The sequence below is a fragment of the Streptomyces huasconensis genome, assembly GCF_021028635.1.
GTDB classification, from domain to species: Bacteria; Actinomycetota; Actinomycetes; order Streptomycetales; family Streptomycetaceae; genus Streptomyces; species Streptomyces huasconensis.
Window position 1 is genome coordinate 6,702,663 of sequence record NZ_CP086119.1, and the last position, 16,678, is coordinate 6,719,340.

A 16,678-nucleotide genomic window follows, 5' to 3' on the forward strand; every position below is an offset into this window, starting at 1 on the left:
CCTCGGCGTCGTCGCCTTCGCCTCAGCCGAACTGCTGTTCAAGGTCCTTCAGCTTCCGCTCCAGCGAGTCGAGCCGGGGCAGGGCCTGGGTGTCGTCCTCCGCGGTGAGATCTACGGTGACGGGGGCGACGGGAGTGCCGGGGGCGGCAGCCTCGGAGTCGGCCTTGACGGCCTGGAGCGAGGGCCGGGTGCGCACCGGTGACGGTTCCTGCGCCGCTATGGCAGGGTCCGCGCCGACCTGCGCGGACCCGGCGGCCGGGGCGACGGCCTGCACCTCCACCTGACGGCCGCCGCGGGCGTACCCCCGGTGGCCGCGGCTGATCGCCTTGAGCCGGGCGCGGTCCAGCTTCTCCTGATCGCGCCTGCGCGTCCGCGTGCGCTCCTTCTCGCGGCGGTCCTCCCGCACCTCTTCCACGGCCTCCTCAAGAGTGCGTACGCCTTCGAGAAGCATCAGCGACCAGGCGCCGAACGTCTCACGGGGAGCGCGCAGCCAGCGCACGATACGGATCTGCGGCAGCGGACGCGGCACCAGCCCCTGTTCGCGCAGCGCCGCCCGGCGGGTCTGCTTCAGCGCGCGGTCGAAGAGCACCGCCGCCGACAGCGACATCCCGGCGAAGAACTGCGGGGCACCGGCGTGGCCGAGGCCGCGGGGCGCGTGCACCCAGTTGAACCAGGCCGCGGCTCCGGCGAACGTCCATACGAGCAGACGCGAGCCGAGCGCCGCGTCACCGTGACTGGCCTCGCGGACGGCGAGGACGGAACAGAACATCGCGGCGCCGTCGAGGCCGAACGGCACGAGGTACTCCCAGCCGCCGGAGAGGCTGAGGTTCTGCCGGCCGAAGCCGACCAGGCCGTGGAAGGAGAGGGCGGCGGCGACCGCCGCACAACAGAACAACAGGACGTATGACGCGGTGCCGTAGATGGCTTCCTTGCGCCTGCGGCGCTCCTCGCTGCGCTCCCACGAGTCGTCGCCCGCGCCCGTCTTCGCCGCCTTGTCGTGGCCTCGCCTGCCACGCGCGAGCACCGCAACCGCCACCAGCATGCCCAGGAGCAGGACGCCGCCGGGGAGCAGCCAGTCCAGCGATATGTCGGTCAGTCTCATCGGGGGTCCCTTGCATCGCGGTAGGGCGTTTCGGGCGCCATAGTGACCCGAACGGAGCAGCCCTCAAGGGGGTTTCGGGGCAAGAGAACGCCAAGGGGGCGCGAGAGAGGGAACAGAATCCGGTTTTTCTCGAACTGGCTTCCGGAAGACGGTCGTTGAGTTCGACTTCTTAGGAGGATTCAGCCAGCCGTGGCGGCCGCGCTCAGCCGCGCGACGCGCTCGGCGTCGCAGGTACGCGGGCAGGTGACGCAGGCGTCCTCGGGGCGCAGCGTGTAGAACATGCAGCAGCTCGCCCGGTCCCGGGTCGGCAGCGTCTGGCCGTCCGGGCCCGTCAGCTCGCGGAAACCGGCCGTGCCCACGTACGGCTTCGTGGCGCCGGGCAGCAGCAGTTCCAGCTCCGTCATCGCGCGGCGCTCGTCGCCGAGGAGGTGCGCGATGTACCACAGCCCCTCGACGATCTCGTCGGTGGCGACGCTCCACAGGGCGCGGGAGCGGCGCCGCATCCGCGGGCCGAAGCCGTCCAGGAGCGGACCCATGTGTGCGGCGACGGCCGCCCGTACCTCCGCGCGCAGCGCCTCCTCGTCCGGTACGACGCGGGCGCCGGGCAGCGCGGCGGCCGGGTCGTCCGGCAGGCAGGCGAAGCCGTCCGCGCGCACGGCCATCCGGCCGAGGGCGCGGTGGAAGGAGACGTCCGCCACCGGGAAGCGCGGGACGCGGCGGTGCAGGAACCACGGGACCGTGATCAGCAGCGTCGCGGGCCAGGCGTACCGGTGCAGGCCGAAGCCGGCGACCACGTCCGGCCGGGCCCGCGTGCCGTAGTCCTTCAGGACCTGCGCGCTGTCCCACGCGAGAAACGCGTCGAGGTCGGCCCCGCCCTCCGCGAGCCGGGCGGCGGTGACCCAGCCGCCGCCCTGGGGGGCCTGCTCCTCGGGACCGAGCTCGATGACGCGCAGTCCTGGGAACACCTCGGTGAGGCGGGCATAGGAGTCCGCTACGGCGCTGGAGGCGCTCCGGGCGGGCGCGGCCAAGGTGGGAACGGACATGCGGGGGACCACCGAATCACGATCGATTGCAGGTTAGCCTTACCTTACCCGACGTGATCGAGGTTTCAACCGCGGTCCTGTCCGCCTATGGTGCCTCTCGTACCTTTCAAGTGCAGACCATCGGGGCGGGGCTCCGGGTCGGGCGAGTGGACGCGGGTGGACGCGGGTGGACGTCGTGGAGCAGGCCGGGGCCGGGGCGGGAGTCATACGACGCAACTCCGTACGGGGGCAGATCCTCGACGCCCTGCGGAGCGCGCTGGTGGACGGTGAGCTCACGCCCGGCGAGGTGTACTCGGCGCCGGTGCTCGGTGAGCGCTTCGGGGTCTCCGCGACGCCGGTGCGCGAGGCGATGCAGCAGCTGGCGTCCGAGGGCGCGGTGGAGGTCGTGCCCAACCGCGGGTTCCGGGTCGTCGAGCGCGGCGCCCGGGAGCTGGCGGAGCTGGCGGAGGTGCGGGCGCTGATCGAGGTGCCGGTGATGCTGCGGCTCGCCCGTACGGTGCCCGCGGCGCGCTGGGCCGGGCTGCTGCCGCTCGCGGAGGCGACCGTGGCGGCGGCGGCCCGCGGGAACCTCGCGCGCTACGCCGAGGCCGACCGCGCCTTCCACGGCGCGGTGCTCTCCCTCTCCGGCAACCGGCAGCTGGTCCAGGTCGCGGAGGATCTGCACCGGCGGTCGCAGTGGCCGCGGGGCGGGGGCTCCGCGGCGGGGCGGCGGGCGGGGCTGGTGGCGGACGCGGCGCAGCATGTGGCGTTGCTGGAGGCGTTGGTCGCGCAGGATCTCGCGGTGGTTCCGGGGTTGGTGGGGGAGCATTTCGCGGGGGCGTAGGGGGGCCGGGTGATGCTGTGCGGTCACGTCAGCTTCCCGCAAGGGCCTCTCCCACCCACCCGCCCGTGCGGGGTGGCTTTGCAGCTTCAAGGCCGTGCCCGCACGGCACTCTCGAAGCTGTCCTCTGTGGGCGGGTGGGTGGGAGAGGTCTGCGGGGAGGCACCGCCAAGCCGAGCCGGCAGCACCCCCGGACGCGTCGTCACACCGCCGGTGCCGGAGGCGTGAGGTGGTGGGAGAGCCAGGCGGGCACCCCACCGAGCAGCCGGAACAACCGCGTGGCCTCGGCCCGCAACCGCGTGGCCTCCGGCTCCGGCTCCGCCTCCGCGAGCGCCGCCAGCGCCGGCGCCGTCCCCACCAGGTACCCCAACTCCTCCCTGATCCGCAGGGATTCGGCGAAGCCGTGCCGCGCCTCCGCCAACTCCCCGTCCCGCAGGGCGAGTCCGGCCAGGTGCCGCCAGGTGAACGAGAGCAGCAGCCAGTCGTCGTGCGCCGTGGCCCCGGCATGCGCCCTGCGGTACGCGGCCTTCGCGGCCTGCGGCGCGTCCGCGATGTGCTCGGCGATCAGCCCCCGGCGGAAGTCGAGCAGCGGCCGCCCCGCCGCGTTCGGGGCGAGCAGCGCGGCCGCTCTGCCGAGCGCCGTACGCGCCTCGTCGGCCCGGTCGCGTACCCCCAACACCGTAGAAGCGTAGGCGAGTTGACCGCGCTCACAGGCCGCCGCGCCGCGGTCGCCGTCGTCCTCGGCCAGCGCCTCCGCGGTCCGCAGTCCGTCCTCGGCCTCGCCCCAGCCGTCCCCGGTGAACAGGCAGCGCTCGACCAGGAGGGCGGCCCGCTGGAGCGCCGGAGCCGCCCCGGTCCGCGGGGCCAGCAGCGCGGCCGCGTCGGTCCAGCAGCCGCGCGAGCGCAGCCGCCATACCGCGGTCTGGAGTGGATCGTTCCCTGCAATCGTTCCGGTACCAGACATGGCGGTATGCGCCACGTTGCCCTCCCCGAGCACGCCATTGAGCTGTTGAGTCAGAGCTGTTGAGCCGGAGGTGTCGCGTCCGAGCCGTTGAGCCGTGGGCGAATCTCAGCATGGATGGCGGGGTCCGGCCAAGAGGCCGGGTGAAAGAATTCACAAAGGGCGGGCAGGGGGAGAGACTCCGGGGCGCCACGGCCTTCCGGGCGCCCCGGACCGATTTCCTCAGCTCATCCGCAGGGCGAGGAAGAAATCGAGCTTGTCCTCGAGCCGCGAGAGGTCGCGGCTCGTCAACTGCTCGATACGGCCCACCCGGTAGCGCAGCGTGTTGACATGCAGGTGCAGCCGCGCCGCGCACCGCGTCCACGACCCGTCGCAGTCGAGGAACGCCTCCAGGGTGGGGATCAGCTCGGCCCGGTGCCGCTGGTCGTACTCCCGCAGCGGGTCCAGAAGCCGTGCCGTGAACGCCCGGCGCACGTCGTCGGGGACGAAGGGGAGCAGCAGCACATGCGAGGCCAGCTCCTGATGCCCGGCCGCGCAGACCCGGCCGGGGCGGGCGGCGGCGACACGGCGGGCGTGCCGCGCCTCCTCCAGGGCGCCGCGCAGCCCTTCCGCCGAGTGGACGGAGGCGCTGACGCCGAACGTGAGGCGGCCGTCGCCGTCCAGGCCCGCCGACAGCGGCTCGCGGACCGACTCCAGGAGGGCGTCGGCGAGCAGCCCCGTCTCGGGGCCGTCGTGCTCGGTGGAGACCGCGGGGAGCGGCACCAGCGCGATGGCCTCGTCGCCGGTGTGCGCGACCGCGATACGGTCGGACGGCTCGGGCCCCGCGGCGACGGGGTCGACGAGGATCTCCTCCAGGAGGGCCTGGGCCACCGGCCCGCCCTCGATGGCACCGCCCTCCCACTCGACGCGGGCCACCACGACCTGCCAGTGCGGGGCCGTGCCGAGCCCGGGCAGCAGCACGGGCGCGGCGACGCGCAGCCGCGCGGCGATCTCCGCCGGGGCGGCGCCGGTCTGCACCAGCTCCAGGACCTCCTGGGCGAGGCGGCGGCGCACCGTGCGGGCGGCGTCCCGCCGGTCCCGCTCCACCGCGATCAGCTGCGTCACGCCCTGGAGCAGGTCGAGCCGCTCCTCGGGCCAGTCGCCCGCGTCGGCCTCGACCGCGAGGACCCAGTCGGAGAGCACCGTCTCGCGCACGTCGCGCGAGGCGCCGCCCGCGCCTCGCCCACTGGTCCGGACGGGGAACAGCGAGTACGTCACGCCCTCCACCGCCACGCGGTGCGGCCCGCGCCGCCCGGTGCGGGCGGCGGCCAGGTGCTCCCCGGCCAGCCGCGCGCAGACGGCGCCGGGCAGGGCCGTGCCCGCCGCGCCGGACCCGGCGATGGTGCGCCCGGCGGGCGAGAGGACCCAGGCCCGCAGGTCCAGGTCGGTGCCGAGCAGGTCGAGGACGACGTCGGGGCCGCCGCCCGCCGGGCCCGAGGTCATCAGGCGGCGGTGCCGGTCCACCACGGCCGCGAGGTCGCCCGCGCGCTCGCCGGAGACCTGGCGCACGACGTGTTCGGTGATGGTCGCGAAGGCCACGGACTCGTTGACCGCGAAGAGCGGCAGGCGGTGGCGGGCGCAGGCCTCGACGATGTCGGCGGGGATGGCGCCCAGCTCGGCCTCGCCCGCGGCGAGCGCCGCCACCCCCGCGCTCGCGAGGATGCGGACGAACGGCTCGGTGTCGGAGGCGTCGCGGCGCCAGGCGAGGCCGGTCAGGACCAGTTCGCCGCCCGCCAGATAGCGGCTCGGGTCCCGCAGGTCCGTGGTCATCACACCGCGCACGGTGCGGTCCAGCTCGTCCTCGCCGCCGAGCAGCCGCAGGCCCAGCGCGTCGGTGTCCAGGAGTGCGCGCAGCCGCATGGTGTCGTCGCCGCCGATCTGTCTCGAATGTGGTCTACAAGCAGGTGGGCTCGTCAGGCCCGGGGCCGTGTGCCGCCGGGGGTCCGCGGTTTCCCGGGGGATTCCGCGAGGTTACTGAGGCCCGTTCTTCATACGAATCTACAAGACGCGCGGCGTGGCCAGCCAACTCCTTCATGGTTTCGGTGACTGACCCCACGGGAGGAGCGAGCGGTGTACTTGCCCCACTCCGCGTTAACAGCAGATGAACGAGCAGTCGAGGGGCGAACGGCCCGAGTGGCCGATACGGAATCCCCGATACGGAATCTCCGATACGGAACTTCCGGGTCCCCTCGCAGCGAACGACCCTCGACACGAAGAAGAGAGCCTCATGGACTTCCTTCGCCCCGCCAGCTGGGAGGAGGCGCTCGCCGCCAAGGCCGAGCACCCCACGGCTGTGCCGATTGCGGGTGGCACCGACGTGATGGTCGAGATCAACTTCGATCACCGTCGTCCCGAGTACCTGCTTGACCTCAACCGCATCGCCGAGCTGCGCGAGTGGGAGACGGGCGAGGAGACGGTCCGGCTCGGCGCCTCCGTCCCGTACACCCAGATCATGGAGGAGCTGCGCACCGAGCTGCCCGGTCTGGCCCTCGCCTCGCACACGGTCGCCTCGCCGCAGATCCGCAACCGCGGCGGCGTCGGCGGCAACCTCGGCACCGCGTCCCCGGCCGGGGACGCCCACCCGGCCCTGCTCGCCGCCGGCTGCGAGGTCGAGGTGGAGTCGGTGCGCGGCTCGCGCCTGATCCCGATCGACGACTTCTACACCGGCGTGAAGCGCAACGCCCTCGCCGAGGACGAGCTGATCAGGGCCGTCCACATCAAGAAGGCCGACGGGCCGCAGCAGTACTCCAAGGTCGGCACGCGCAACGCCATGGTCATCGCCGTGTGCGCGTTCGGCATCGCGCTGCACCCCGAGACCCGGACCGTGCGGACCGGCATCGGCTCCGCGGCGCCGACCCCGATCCGCGCGAAGGCCGCGGAGGAATTCCTGAACGCGGCTCTCGAAGAGGGCGGCTTCTGGGAGAGCAAGAAGATCATCACCCCCTCGATCGCCAAGCAGTTCGCGGAGCTCGCCTCCGGAGCCGCCAACCCGATCGACGACGTGCGCGGCACGGCGAACTACCGCCGCCACGCCGTCGGGATCATGGCCCGCCGCACGCTGGGCTGGACCTGGGAGTCGTACCGCGGCACGAGCCGCGGCAGCACGGAGGGAGTCGCGTAATGCGTGTCAACTTCACGGTCAACGGCCGTCCGCAGGAAGCCGACGACGTATGGGAGGGCGAGTCCCTGCTGTACGTGCTGCGCGAGCGCATGGGTCTGCCCGGCTCCAAGAACGCCTGCGAGCAGGGCGAGTGCGGTTCTTGCACCGTCCGGCTCGACGGCGTGCCGGTGTGCGCGTGTCTGGTCGCCGCCGGACAGGCCGAGGGACGCGACGTCGTCACCGTCGAGGGCCTCGCCGACTACGCCAAGCAGCGCGCCGAGCACGGCGGTTGCGGCACCGGCGCGTGCGGCACCCCCGGTGGTACGTCGCTCCAGGACGCCCAGCAGTGGCAGGCCAAGCCGCTGGACTCGCAGACGGGTGAGGGCGGCGAACTGTCGCCGATCCAGCAGGCGTTCATCGACGCCGGCGCCGTCCAGTGCGGTTTCTGCACCCCCGGTCTGCTCGTCGCCGCCGACGAGATGCTGGAGCGCAACCCGAGCCCGTCCGACGCGGACATCCGCGAGGCGCTCTCGGGCAACCTGTGCCGCTGCACGGGCTACGAGAAGATCATGGACGCGGTACGCCTCGCCGCCGCGCGCCAGTCCGAGACCGCTCCGAGCCAGGGAGCCTGACGCCATGGCCGACACCCGTACGACCGGTATCCCCGCGAAGGTCACCCAGGGCGCCAAGAGCAAGGGCGGCATCGGCGAGTCCACGCTCCGCCCCGACGGCACCCTGAAGGTCACCGGCGAGTTCGCCTACTCCTCGGACATGTGGCACGAGGACATGCTGTGGGGCCAGATCCTGCGCTCCACGGTGGCGCACGCCGAGATCGTGTCCATCGACACCTCCGAGGCCCTCGCGACGGCCGGCGTCCACGCCGTCCTGACCCACGAGGACCTGCCCGCCGCGAAGAACTACGGCATGGAGTACCAGGACACCCCCGTCCTCGCCTACGGCAAGGTCCGCCACCACGGTGAGCCGGTCGCCCTCGTGGCCGCCGATCATCCGGAGACCGCGCGCCGCGCCGCCGCGAAGATCAAGATCGAGTACCGCGAGCTGCCCCTCGTCACCGATGAGGCCTCCGCGCTCGCCCCGGACGCGATCCTGGTCCACGAGGACCGCGGCGACCACCACGCCGGCCACGTCACGCACCCCAACATCGTGCACCGCCAGCCGATCATCCGGGGCAACGCCGCCGAGGCCGCCAAGCGGGCCGACGTCATCGTCACCGGCGAGTACACCTTCGGCATGCAGGACCAGGCCTTCCTCGGCCCCGAGTCCGGCCTCGCGGTGCCCGCCGAGGACGGCGGCATCGACCTGTACGTGGCCACCCAGTGGCTGCACTCCGACCTCAAGCAGATCGCACCCTGCCTCGGCCTGCCCGAGGAGAAGGTGCGGATGACGATGGCCGGCGTCGGCGGCGCGTTCGGCGGCCGCGAGGACATCTCGATGCAGATCCTCGCCTCCGTACTCGCGCTGCGCACCGGCAAGCCGGTGAAGATGGTCTACAACCGCTACGAGTCCTTCTTCGGCCACGTCCACCGGCACCCGGCGAAGCTCCACTACGAGCACGGCGCCACCAAGGACGGCAAGCTCACGCACATGAAGTGCAAGATCGTCCTGGACGGCGGCGCCTACATGTCGTCCACGCCGTCGGTCGTGGGCAACGCCGCTTCCCTCTCGGTCGGCCCGTACGTCGTCGACGACGTCGAGATCGAGGCGATCGGCCTCTACACCAACAACCCGCCCTGCGGCGCCATGCGCGGCTTCGGCGCGGTCCAGGCCTGCTTCGCCTACGAGGCCCAGATGGACAAGCTGGCCGCGAAGCTCGGCATGGACCCGGTGGAGTTCCGGCAGAAGAACGCCATGGAACAGGGCACGATCATGCCGACCGGCCAGCCGGTCGACTCGCCCGCGCCGGTCGCCGAACTGCTGCGCCGCGTCAAGGCCCGCCCGATGCCGCCCGAGCGCCAGTGGGAGTCCAGCGAGGGCGCCGACGTCCGCGCGCTGCCCGGCGGTCTGTCCAACACCACGCACGGCGAGGGCGTCGTCCGCGGCGTCGGCTACGCGGTCGGCATCAAGAACGTCGGCTTCTCCGAGGGCTTCGACGACTACTCGACCGCCAAGATCCGCCTGGAGGTCATCAACGGCGAGGCCGTCGCCACCGTCCACACCGCAGCGGCGGAGGTCGGCCAGGGCGGCGTCACCATCCACGCGCAGATCGCCCGTACCGAGCTGGGCGTCCAGCAGGTCACCATCCACCCCGCCGACACCCAGGTGGGCTCGGCCGGTTCGACCTCCGCGGGCCGCCAGACGTACATGACCGGCGGCGCCATCAAGAACTCCTGCTCCCTCGTCCGCGAGAAGGTGCTGGAGATCGGCCGGCGCAAGTTCGGCTCGTACCACCCGGCGTGGGCGAGCGCCGAACTCCTCCTGGAGGGCGGCAAGGTCGTCACCGACGGCGGCGAGGCCCTCGCCTCCCTGGTGGACGTCCTGGAGGACGAGGCCGTGGAGATCGAGGAGGAGTGGCGCCACCGCCCCACCCAGCCCTTCGACCTCGCCACCGGCCAGGGCAACGGCCACGTCCAGTACGCCTTCGCCGCGCACCGCGCGGTGGTGGAGGTCGACACGGAGCTGGGCCTGGTCAAGGTCATCGAGCTGGCCTGCGCGCAGGACGTCGGCAAGGCGATCAACCCGCTCTCCGTCATCGGCCAGATCCAGGGCGGCACCACCCAGGGCCTGGGCGTGGCGGTGATGGAGGAGATCATCGTCGACCCGAAGACCGCGAAGGTGAAGAACCCTTCCTTCACGGACTACCTGATCCCGACCCTCCTCGACACGCCGACCATCCCGGTCGACTACCTCGAACTGGCCGACCCCAACGCTCCGTACGGAGTGCGCGGGATCGGCGAGGCCCCGACCCTCTCGTCCACCCCTGCGGTCCTCGCGGCCATCAGGAACGCGACGGGTCTGGAGCTCAACAAGACGCCGGTACGGCCCGAACACCTCACCGGCACGTAACCCCTGGCCGGGGTGGAGGCGGAGAAGAAGTGGCCGGGGGACCGCCGTCCCCCGGGCCCCCTCCTTCGCACACCTCCGACGTCGTTCGTCTCGGGCCGTCCCCCGGGTCGTGCAGCCAACGCACCATCCCAAATCCCGCAGCTCTGCGGGTGCCCCTGTGAACCTTGGGAGTAGGCACCATGACCCAGTCGTCAGTGGAGCCCAAGACCACCGCAGAGGACGCGGGCCACGGCTCCCGCGTCCCGGCCGGCAGGTCTTGGCTCGACCGGTACTTTCACATATCCCGGAGAGGATCCACGGTCGCGCGCGAGGTGCGCGGCGGAATCACCACCTTCATGGCGATGGCGTACATCGTCCTGCTCAACCCCGTTCTGCTGTCCGGCAAGGACGCCGCGGGCAACACCATGAGCCATCAGGCCCTGGTCACCGCGACGGCGCTGGCCGCCGCGGCCACCACGCTCCTGATGGGCTTCGTCGGCAAGGTGCCGCTGGCCCTGGCCGCCGGACTCTCCGTCTCCGGAGTGATCGCGTCCCAGGTCGCGCCCGAGATGACCTGGCCGCAGGCCATGGGCATGTGCGTGATGTACGGCGTCGTGATCATGCTTTTGGTGGTCACCGGGCTCCGCGAGATGATCATGAACGCGATCCCGCTCGCCCTCAAGCACGGCATCACCATGGGCATCGGCCTGTTCATCGCCATGATCGGCCTGGTCAAGGGTGGCTTCGTCCACCCCGGCAAGGCGACCCCGCTCTCGCTCGGCCCGGCCGGCGAACTCTCGGGCTGGCCCGTCCTGCTCTTCGCGGGCACCCTCCTCCTCATCTTCATGCTGCAGGCGCGCAACACCCCCGGCGCGATCCTGATCGGCATCGTCACCGGCACGGTCGTCGCCCTCATCCTCAACGCCCTGGATGTCATCGACCCCAAGCAGTGGGCCAACGGCGCCCCCGAACTGCACGGCAGCGCGGTCTCCTCGCCCGACTTCTCACTCTTCGGCGCCGTCGAGTTCGGCGGCTGGGAGAAGGTCGGCGCGATGACGGTCGGCATGATCGTCTTCACGCTGGTGCTCGCCGGGTTCTTCGACGCGATGGCCACCATCATCGGCGTCGGCACCGAGGCCAACCTCGCCGACGACAAGGGCCGCATGCCCGGCCTGTCCAAGGCGCTGTTCATCGACGGCGCCGGCGGCGCCATCGGCGGCGTGGCGGGCGGCTCCGGCCAGACCGTCTTCGTCGAGTCCGCGACCGGCGTCGGCGAAGGCGCCCGCACCGGCCTCGCCTCGGTCGTCACCGGCCTGTTCTTCGCGGCCTGCCTCTTCTTCACGCCGATCACCGCGATCGTGCCCCAGGAGGTCGCCTCCGCCGCGCTCGTCGTCATCGGGGCGATGATGATGATGAACGCCCGGCACGTCGACTGGGCCGACCGGGCCACCGCCATCCCGGTCTTCCTGACCGTCGTCCTCATGCCCTTCACGTACACCATCACCACCGGTGTCGCGGCGGGCGTCATCGCCTGGGTCGCCATCAAGATCGCCCAGGGGAAGGCCAGGGAGATCGGCGCCTTCATGTGGGGCCTGACGCTGATCTTCCTCGTCTACTTCGCCCTCAACCCCATCGAAGGATGGCTGGGCGTCCACTGAGGCGCCGAGCCCTCCGCACATCCGCCGAGCCTTGAGGAGGCCGACATGCTGGACATCGCCGACGAGCTGCACCGGTGGGTCGCGCAGGGACGTGACTTCGCCGTCGCCACGGTCGTGGCGGTCGGCGGCAGCGCGCCCCGGCAACCCGGCGCCGCGCTCGCCGTCGACGCGTCCGGCACGGCCATCGGATCGGTCTCCGGCGGCTGTGTGGAGGGCGCCGTCTACGAACTGTGCCGACAGGCGCTGGAGGACGGCGAGACCGTCCTCGAACGCTTCGGCTACAGCGACGAGGACGCCTTCGCCGTGGGTCTGACCTGCGGCGGAGTCATCGACATCCTCGTCACCCCGGTCCGCGCGGACTCACCCGCGCGGCCGGTCCTCACGGCCGCCCTGGCCGCCGCCTCCTCGGGGCAGGCGGCGGCGGTCGCCCGCGTCACCTCCGGGCCGGCCGAGCTGCTGGGCCGCGCCCTCCTCGTACGTCCTTCGGACGGCGTCGCTTCTTCCGGGGAGTACGAGGGTGGCCTCGGCGGACATCCGGAGCTGGACCGCGCGGTCGCGGGCGAGGCCCGGGCCCTGCTCGACGCGGGCCGCACGGCGACCGTGGAGATCGGCGAGGACGGGTCGCGGTGCGGATCGCCCCTCACGGTCCTCGTCGAGTCGAGCGTGCCGCCGCCCCGCATGATCGTGTTCGGCGCCATCGACTTCGCGTCGGCGCTCGTACGCGTCGGCAAGTTCCTCGGCTACCACGTCACCGTGTGCGACGCGCGGCCCGTCTTCGCGACGGCCGCGCGCTTCCCCGACGCCGACGAGATCGTCGTCGAGTGGCCGCACCGCTACCTGGAGACCACCGACGTCGACGCCCGCACCGTGCTGTGCGTGCTGACCCACGACGCCAAGTTCGACGTACCGCTGCTGCGCCTCGCGCTGCGGCTGCCCGTCGCCTACGTCGGCGCGATGGGCTCGCGCCGCACCCACGAGGACCGCAACGCCCGGCTGCGCGAGGTCGGCGTCACCGAGCTGGAACTGGCGCGGCTGCGGTCGCCCATCGGCCTCGACCTCGGCGCCCGTACGCCGGAGGAGACCGCCCTGTCCATCGCCGCGGAGATCGTCGCGGGCCGCCGCGGCGGCAGCGGTGTCTCGCTGACCGGCGCGCACACGCCGATCCACCACGACGGGGCGCACAAGCCGGCGGGGCGGATCGGGTCGGTGGCCTGAGCCGCAGGAGGCACGTCCGGGCGCTGCCGGGCTGCCGGTCGCACTCACACCTTCGTGAGGCGCGTGACGACCCGGGCGAACATCGGCCGGGCCACCGCGGACAGCACCCCGTCGAAGAGCGGCGGCAGCAGTCGGAGCCGCAGCTCCTCGTGCCAGACGACCCGGGAGCCCACCGGACCCGGCCCCACCTCGATCTCCGCCCAGCCCAGGACGGCCCCGCCCCGCTTCTCCAGGCGGCACCGGCCCGGCGCCGTGCCCTCCGGAGGCCGCCAGTCGACGACCTCCATCACGTCGTCGAAGCCGACGGGGCCGAGCGCGGTACGGGCCACGAAGACCGTGCCCACGCGTGTGGGCGGGGGAGTGCGCACCGTGACGCGGGTGAGCGGGACCGCCTCGCCGTGCCGCTCCCACGTGGTGAGACGGCGCCATGCCTCGGCGGGCGGCAGGGACGTTTCCCTGGTGAACCGGAAGAGTGCCACGCCACCGAGGTTAGTCACCCGAGGGGCGACTAGCGGTAGACCTTGCCGGGCTCGGCCTTGCCGGGTGCGAGCAGCTGGGAGACCGTCACGAAGACGTAGCCGCGCTTCTTCAGCTCGGTGATGACGCCGGGGACGGCCGGCACGGTGCCCTTGTAGATGTCGTGCAGCAGGATGATGCCGTCCCGCTTGGTCTGGTCGATGACCCGCTGCTGGATCAGCTCGGAGTCATTGGTCGTGTAGTCCTTCGCGGTGACGGTCCACAGGACCTCCGAGAGCCCCAGCTCCTTGGAGAGCTTGTTGATGTCCTCGTTCGTGCGGCCCTGCGGCGGCCGCATCAGCGTCGGCTTCTTGCCTATGAGCTTCTCTATCGCCTTGTTGGGGCGCTCCAGCTCCTCGCGCGCCTCGTCCAAGTCGATCTTCGTGAGGATCTTGTGCGACCAGGTGTGGCTCGCCACCTCGTGGCCCTCGGCGTCCATCCGCTTCACCAGCTCGGGGTACTTCTCGATGTGGTTCTTGCCGAGCGTGAAGAAGGTGGCGGGGACCTTCTCCCGCTTGAGGATCTTGAGCAGCCTGGGCGTGTTCTCGCTCGGTCCCGCGTCGAACGTCAGCGCCACGCACTTGGCCTTGCGGCAGTCGACGGTGCCGAACTTCCCCTGGTCGGCGGCCTTGGCGGCCGCGCCCTCCTTGCGCACGGTGCTGGGCGAGGTGGTGTCGAGCTTGGTGCACCCGGTCAGCGCGAGGACGAGGGCCGCGCCTGCCGCGAGGACGGAGGCGGTGCGAGGCAACCTTTTCGGCTGGCACGGCATCTTCAAGGCTGCGAAAGGCGTGTTCACGGCAGGCATGTGAGCACTATACACATCGCGTATACAGTCGGTTCATAGTGGCTGCCGGGGCTGCCGGGGCTGCCGGGGCTGCCGGGGCTCCGGCGGGGCCTGGGGCTCCCGGGTTCCTGGGGCCCGGGGTTTCGAGGTCTCGGTTGGCCGAGCGATGGGCGCGGTGGGACGCTTTCGGTAGGAGGCGCCATGGCGGGCTCGGACCAGGAAACACCCGAGGGGGCGCGGCCCTACGTGCCCACGCGGGGCGGTCTCCCGGCGTTGCGCCGTGCCGCCGCCGACTGCCGTGGCTGTCCGTTGTACGAGAACGCCACGCAGACCGTGTTCGGCGCCGGTCCCGCCCGCGCGCGCCTCATGCTGGTCGGGGAACAGCCCGGCGACCAGGAGGACCGGGCGGGGGAGCCCTTCGTGGGTCCGGCCGGGCGGCTGCTCCGCTCGGCGCTCGGCGAGGCGGGGCTCGACGAGGACCAGGTGTACGTCACCAACGCGGTCAAGCACTTCAAGTTCGCGCCCGTCACCGAGGGCCGCAAGCGCCGCATCCACAAGGCGCCGAACCTCCGGGAACTGACCGCCTGCCGCCCCTGGCTCGCGGCCGAGCTGCGGCGCGTGAACCCTGAGTTGGTCGTGGCCCTCGGCGCGACGGCCGGGAAGTCACTGCTGGGCAGTTCGTTCAAGGTGACCGAGTCGCGCGGCGCCCTGCTCTCCCTGGCGTCCGGCGCGGATCTGCCGCTGGCCACCGGGGGCGACGGCGGCCGCCGCCTCCTCGCCACCGTGCACCCTTCGGCGGTCCTCCGCTCGAAGGACAGGGACGAGGCGTTCGCGGGGCTCGTGACCGACCTGCGGGTGGCGTCCCGCTTCCTCGGCTGAGGGCGGGACCGGCCGACCGGCGAGAGCCCCCCCGTAGGAGAACCCGTAAGGAGAACAGAAATGTCGAATCCACAGCAACCAGAGCTGCGGCGCAGCCGCAAGGGCGGCGCCACACCACAGGAGAGCGGTTCGGCCAAGGCGTCGCAGCCCCCGACCTCGCGGGGCAAGGGCGGCGAGCCGCACGGGACGGACCGCGGGGCCAAGGGCGGCGGGAAGGGCGGCGGCACTCCGCCGGAACAGAAGCCCGACCACCCGTAAGGCGTCACCCGTAAGGCGTACCCGTGAGCGTCACCCACGAGGCGCCGGTCGGCCGGCCGGACGTGCCGCTTTCCGGCGCCGCTGGTTTTCTCGGCGTCGCCGGAAATATCCGTTCGGTGAATCGTCCGGATGAATAGAGCTGACCCCACCCCCAGCTATTTTTCGGAGAGGGCGGGTACAACACTCATATGGAAACCATGGAGTGGGAACTCGCTGACGGGCACACCGGCTCCCTCCTGATGTGGGCCGCCGGTCTCGTCGTGGTCGCTGTCCTTCTCGGCGCCTTTCTCTGGGGTCAACGGGTACGCGCCCGCGAATCCCGCCCGCCGAAGCCGGAGGAACAGCCGAAACGGCCTTACGAAGGCCCGGTCAGGGAAGAGCGGGAGTACCGCGAGCCGGACGAGGTGCCCAGGGACGGCGGCCGGCTCCTCCCGCATGAGCTGAAAGAGGGGTACGGCCAGTCGAGTACCCACCGCTGTGCCTCGCAGGACCCGGCGGACCACCGCAAAGGCGACGGCGGCAGCTTCGGCAGCGGCGGCCTCGGAAGCTGAGCCGGCACTCGACCGTGCCGCGCCCAACGGCGCCGCACGGCGCTGAACCATGCCGTACTGCCGACCCGCTCCGCCCGGGCAATTGCCGCCCGCCGAAGCCCCGCCCCCGTTCCGCCCCGACTCCGCATTTGGCGGACCTTCTTTTCCCCCTTGCCGGAAGCACGCCGAAGAATAGGCCGCGGCGGCCGTTGTCCCCCACGAGAAGCCGCCGCGCACGCACCCCCCACCAGAGGCCCCTTTTCCCGGGCCGCTCACAGCAATGGAGTGACATGACTACGGCGAGAGACATCATGACCGGCGGCGCGGAGTGCATCGGCGCCGACGAAAGCGTCCTCCTGGCCGCCCGGAAGATGGCCGAACTCGGCGTCGGCGCGCTGCCGATCTGCGGTACGGACAACAAACTCAAGGGCATGCTCACCGACCGCGACATCGTCGTGAAAGTCCTCGGCAAGGGCAAGGACCCCGAATCGACCACCGCGGGCGAACTCGCCCAGGGCGAAGCCGTCACCATCGGGGCGGACGACGACACCGCGGAGATCCTGCGCACCATGACCACCCACAAGGTCCGCAGGCTGCCCGTCATCGACGGCCACGACCTGGTCGGCGTCGTCGCCCAGGCGGATGTCGCCCGCAACCTCCCCGACCCCCAGGTGGGCGACCTCCTCGAAGCGCTCTCCACCGACTGACCCAGCCCCTCCGCACGCTTCCGGGACCCGGCGCAAGCGCCGGGTCCCGTCGCTGTGCGGAGG

The 16,678-nt window shown here is 72.0% G+C and carries 16 protein-coding genes; 10 read left to right on the forward strand and 6 right to left on the reverse strand.

The genetic code is table 11. The features are described from left to right. Window positions 1-22: 22 nt before the first annotated feature. A complete protein-coding gene (locus J2N69_RS29875) occupies window positions 23-1,102 on the reverse strand; it encodes a DUF2637 domain-containing protein (protein WP_230903462.1) in 1,080 nt (359 codons plus the stop codon). A 179-nt stretch (window positions 1,103-1,281) separates the two neighbouring features. Then, on the reverse strand, window positions 1,282-2,145 hold the full coding sequence (locus J2N69_RS29880; protein WP_230903463.1) for a (2Fe-2S)-binding protein: 864 nt from the start codon (window positions 2,143-2,145) through the stop codon (window positions 1,282-1,284). A gap of 166 nt (window positions 2,146-2,311) precedes the next feature. Here J2N69_RS29880 and J2N69_RS29885 point away from each other — a divergent pair, with 166 nt between their 5' ends. Then, window positions 2,312-2,968 carry a GntR family transcriptional regulator gene (locus tag J2N69_RS29885; protein WP_230903464.1) on the forward strand — a complete coding sequence of 219 codons (657 nt, stop codon included), beginning with the start codon at window positions 2,312-2,314 and terminating at the stop codon, window positions 2,966-2,968. Window positions 2,969-3,167: 199 nt separating this feature from the next. Here the strand turns inward: J2N69_RS29885 and J2N69_RS29890 are convergent, their stop codons facing one another. Together J2N69_RS29890 and J2N69_RS29895 are read right to left on the reverse strand one after the other, a co-directional pair. Further along, complete coding sequence (locus J2N69_RS29890) at window positions 3,168-3,929, reverse strand: hypothetical protein (RefSeq protein WP_230903465.1); 762 nt, start codon at window positions 3,927-3,929, stop codon at window positions 3,168-3,170. Window positions 3,930-4,148: 219 nt separating this feature from the next. After that, entirely contained in the window at window positions 4,149-5,825 is a 1,677-nt protein-coding gene (locus tag J2N69_RS29895) for a PucR family transcriptional regulator (protein WP_230903466.1), read from the reverse strand. 367 nt (window positions 5,826-6,192) lie between these two features. Between J2N69_RS29895 and J2N69_RS29900 the strand changes: the two genes are divergently transcribed. From J2N69_RS29900 to J2N69_RS29920, 5 genes are all read left to right on the forward strand, one after another. Continuing rightward, entirely contained in the window at window positions 6,193-7,086 is an 894-nt protein-coding gene (locus J2N69_RS29900) for an FAD binding domain-containing protein (RefSeq protein WP_230903467.1), read from the forward strand. Next, a complete protein-coding gene (locus J2N69_RS29905) occupies window positions 7,086-7,697 on the forward strand; it encodes a (2Fe-2S)-binding protein (RefSeq protein ID WP_127912331.1) in 612 nt (203 codons plus the stop codon). The genes J2N69_RS29900 and J2N69_RS29905 overlap by 1 nt, the downstream gene beginning before the upstream one ends. Before the next feature lie 4 nt (window positions 7,698-7,701). Next, window positions 7,702-10,089 (forward strand): xanthine dehydrogenase family protein molybdopterin-binding subunit, encoded by a 2,388-nt coding sequence (locus J2N69_RS29910; RefSeq protein WP_230903468.1) that lies wholly within the window; start codon window positions 7,702-7,704, stop codon window positions 10,087-10,089. 179 nt (window positions 10,090-10,268) lie between these two features. Then, a complete protein-coding gene (locus tag J2N69_RS29915; protein WP_230903469.1) occupies window positions 10,269-11,726 on the forward strand; it encodes an NCS2 family permease in 1,458 nt (485 codons plus the stop codon). 45 nt (window positions 11,727-11,771) lie between these two features. Next, the gene (locus J2N69_RS29920; protein WP_230903470.1) at window positions 11,772-12,941 is read left to right on the forward strand and encodes an XdhC family protein; all 1,170 of its coding nucleotides are present in this window, start codon (window positions 11,772-11,774) and stop codon (window positions 12,939-12,941) included. Between the two features lie 44 nt (window positions 12,942-12,985). Here the strand turns inward: J2N69_RS29920 and J2N69_RS29925 are convergent, their stop codons facing one another. Beyond that, complete coding sequence (locus tag J2N69_RS29925) at window positions 12,986-13,420, reverse strand: SRPBCC family protein (RefSeq protein ID WP_230903471.1); 435 nt, start codon at window positions 13,418-13,420, stop codon at window positions 12,986-12,988. 29 nt (window positions 13,421-13,449) lie between these two features. Further along, the gene (locus J2N69_RS29930) at window positions 13,450-14,226 is read right to left on the reverse strand and encodes a polysaccharide deacetylase family protein (protein WP_230904933.1); all 777 of its coding nucleotides are present in this window, start codon (window positions 14,224-14,226) and stop codon (window positions 13,450-13,452) included. Window positions 14,227-14,442: 216 nt separating this feature from the next. Between J2N69_RS29930 and J2N69_RS29935 the strand changes: the two genes are divergently transcribed. The 4 genes from J2N69_RS29935 (at window position 14,443) to J2N69_RS29950 (ending at window position 16,615) form a co-directional block, all read left to right on the forward strand. Beyond that, window positions 14,443-15,120 carry a UdgX family uracil-DNA binding protein gene (locus J2N69_RS29935; RefSeq protein ID WP_230903472.1) on the forward strand — a complete coding sequence of 226 codons (678 nt, stop codon included), beginning with the start codon at window positions 14,443-14,445 and terminating at the stop codon, window positions 15,118-15,120. Between the two features lie 60 nt (window positions 15,121-15,180). Then, the gene (locus J2N69_RS29940; protein ID WP_230903473.1) at window positions 15,181-15,378 is read left to right on the forward strand and encodes a hypothetical protein; all 198 of its coding nucleotides are present in this window, start codon (window positions 15,181-15,183) and stop codon (window positions 15,376-15,378) included. 188 nt (window positions 15,379-15,566) lie between these two features. Then, window positions 15,567-15,929, forward strand: a complete 363-nt coding sequence (locus tag J2N69_RS29945; RefSeq protein ID WP_230903474.1) for a DUF6479 family protein — start codon at window positions 15,567-15,569, stop codon at window positions 15,927-15,929. A 269-nt stretch (window positions 15,930-16,198) separates the two neighbouring features. Beyond that, window positions 16,199-16,615: a CBS domain-containing protein gene (locus J2N69_RS29950; protein WP_127912334.1), complete on the forward strand. Its 417-nt coding sequence runs from the start codon at window positions 16,199-16,201 to the stop codon at window positions 16,613-16,615. Window positions 16,616-16,678: the final 63 nt, after the last annotated feature.

Excerpts from the sequence above, each read along its gene's own strand:
- J2N69_RS29890 (WP_230903465.1), bottom strand. The coding sequence starts at position 3,929 with ATGTCTGGTACCGGAACGATTGCAGGGAACGATCCACTCCAGACCGCG.
- J2N69_RS29920 (WP_230903470.1), top strand. The coding sequence starts at position 11,772 with ATGCTGGACATCGCCGACGAGCTGCACCGGTGGGTCGCGCAGGGACGT.
- J2N69_RS29910 (WP_230903468.1), top strand. The coding sequence starts at position 7,702 with ATGGCCGACACCCGTACGACCGGTATCCCCGCGAAGGTCACCCAGGGC.
- J2N69_RS29880 (WP_230903463.1), bottom strand. The coding sequence starts at position 2,145 with ATGTCCGTTCCCACCTTGGCCGCGCCCGCCCGGAGCGCCTCCAGCGCC.
- J2N69_RS29895 (WP_230903466.1), bottom strand. The coding sequence starts at position 5,825 with ATGCGGCTGCGCGCACTCCTGGACACCGACGCGCTGGGCCTGCGGCTG.
- J2N69_RS29905 (WP_127912331.1), top strand. The coding sequence starts at position 7,086 with ATGCGTGTCAACTTCACGGTCAACGGCCGTCCGCAGGAAGCCGACGAC.
- J2N69_RS29930 (WP_230904933.1), bottom strand. The coding sequence starts at position 14,226 with ATGCCGTGCCAGCCGAAAAGGTTGCCTCGCACCGCCTCCGTCCTCGCG.
- J2N69_RS29900 (WP_230903467.1), top strand. The coding sequence starts at position 6,193 with ATGGACTTCCTTCGCCCCGCCAGCTGGGAGGAGGCGCTCGCCGCCAAG.
- J2N69_RS29950 (WP_127912334.1), top strand. The coding sequence starts at position 16,199 with ATGACTACGGCGAGAGACATCATGACCGGCGGCGCGGAGTGCATCGGC.
- J2N69_RS29945 (WP_230903474.1), top strand. The coding sequence starts at position 15,567 with ATGGAAACCATGGAGTGGGAACTCGCTGACGGGCACACCGGCTCCCTC.
- J2N69_RS29940 (WP_230903473.1), top strand. The coding sequence starts at position 15,181 with ATGTCGAATCCACAGCAACCAGAGCTGCGGCGCAGCCGCAAGGGCGGC.
- J2N69_RS29935 (WP_230903472.1), top strand. The coding sequence starts at position 14,443 with ATGGCGGGCTCGGACCAGGAAACACCCGAGGGGGCGCGGCCCTACGTG.
- J2N69_RS29915 (WP_230903469.1), top strand. The coding sequence starts at position 10,269 with ATGACCCAGTCGTCAGTGGAGCCCAAGACCACCGCAGAGGACGCGGGC.
- J2N69_RS29875 (WP_230903462.1), bottom strand. The coding sequence starts at position 1,102 with ATGAGACTGACCGACATATCGCTGGACTGGCTGCTCCCCGGCGGCGTC.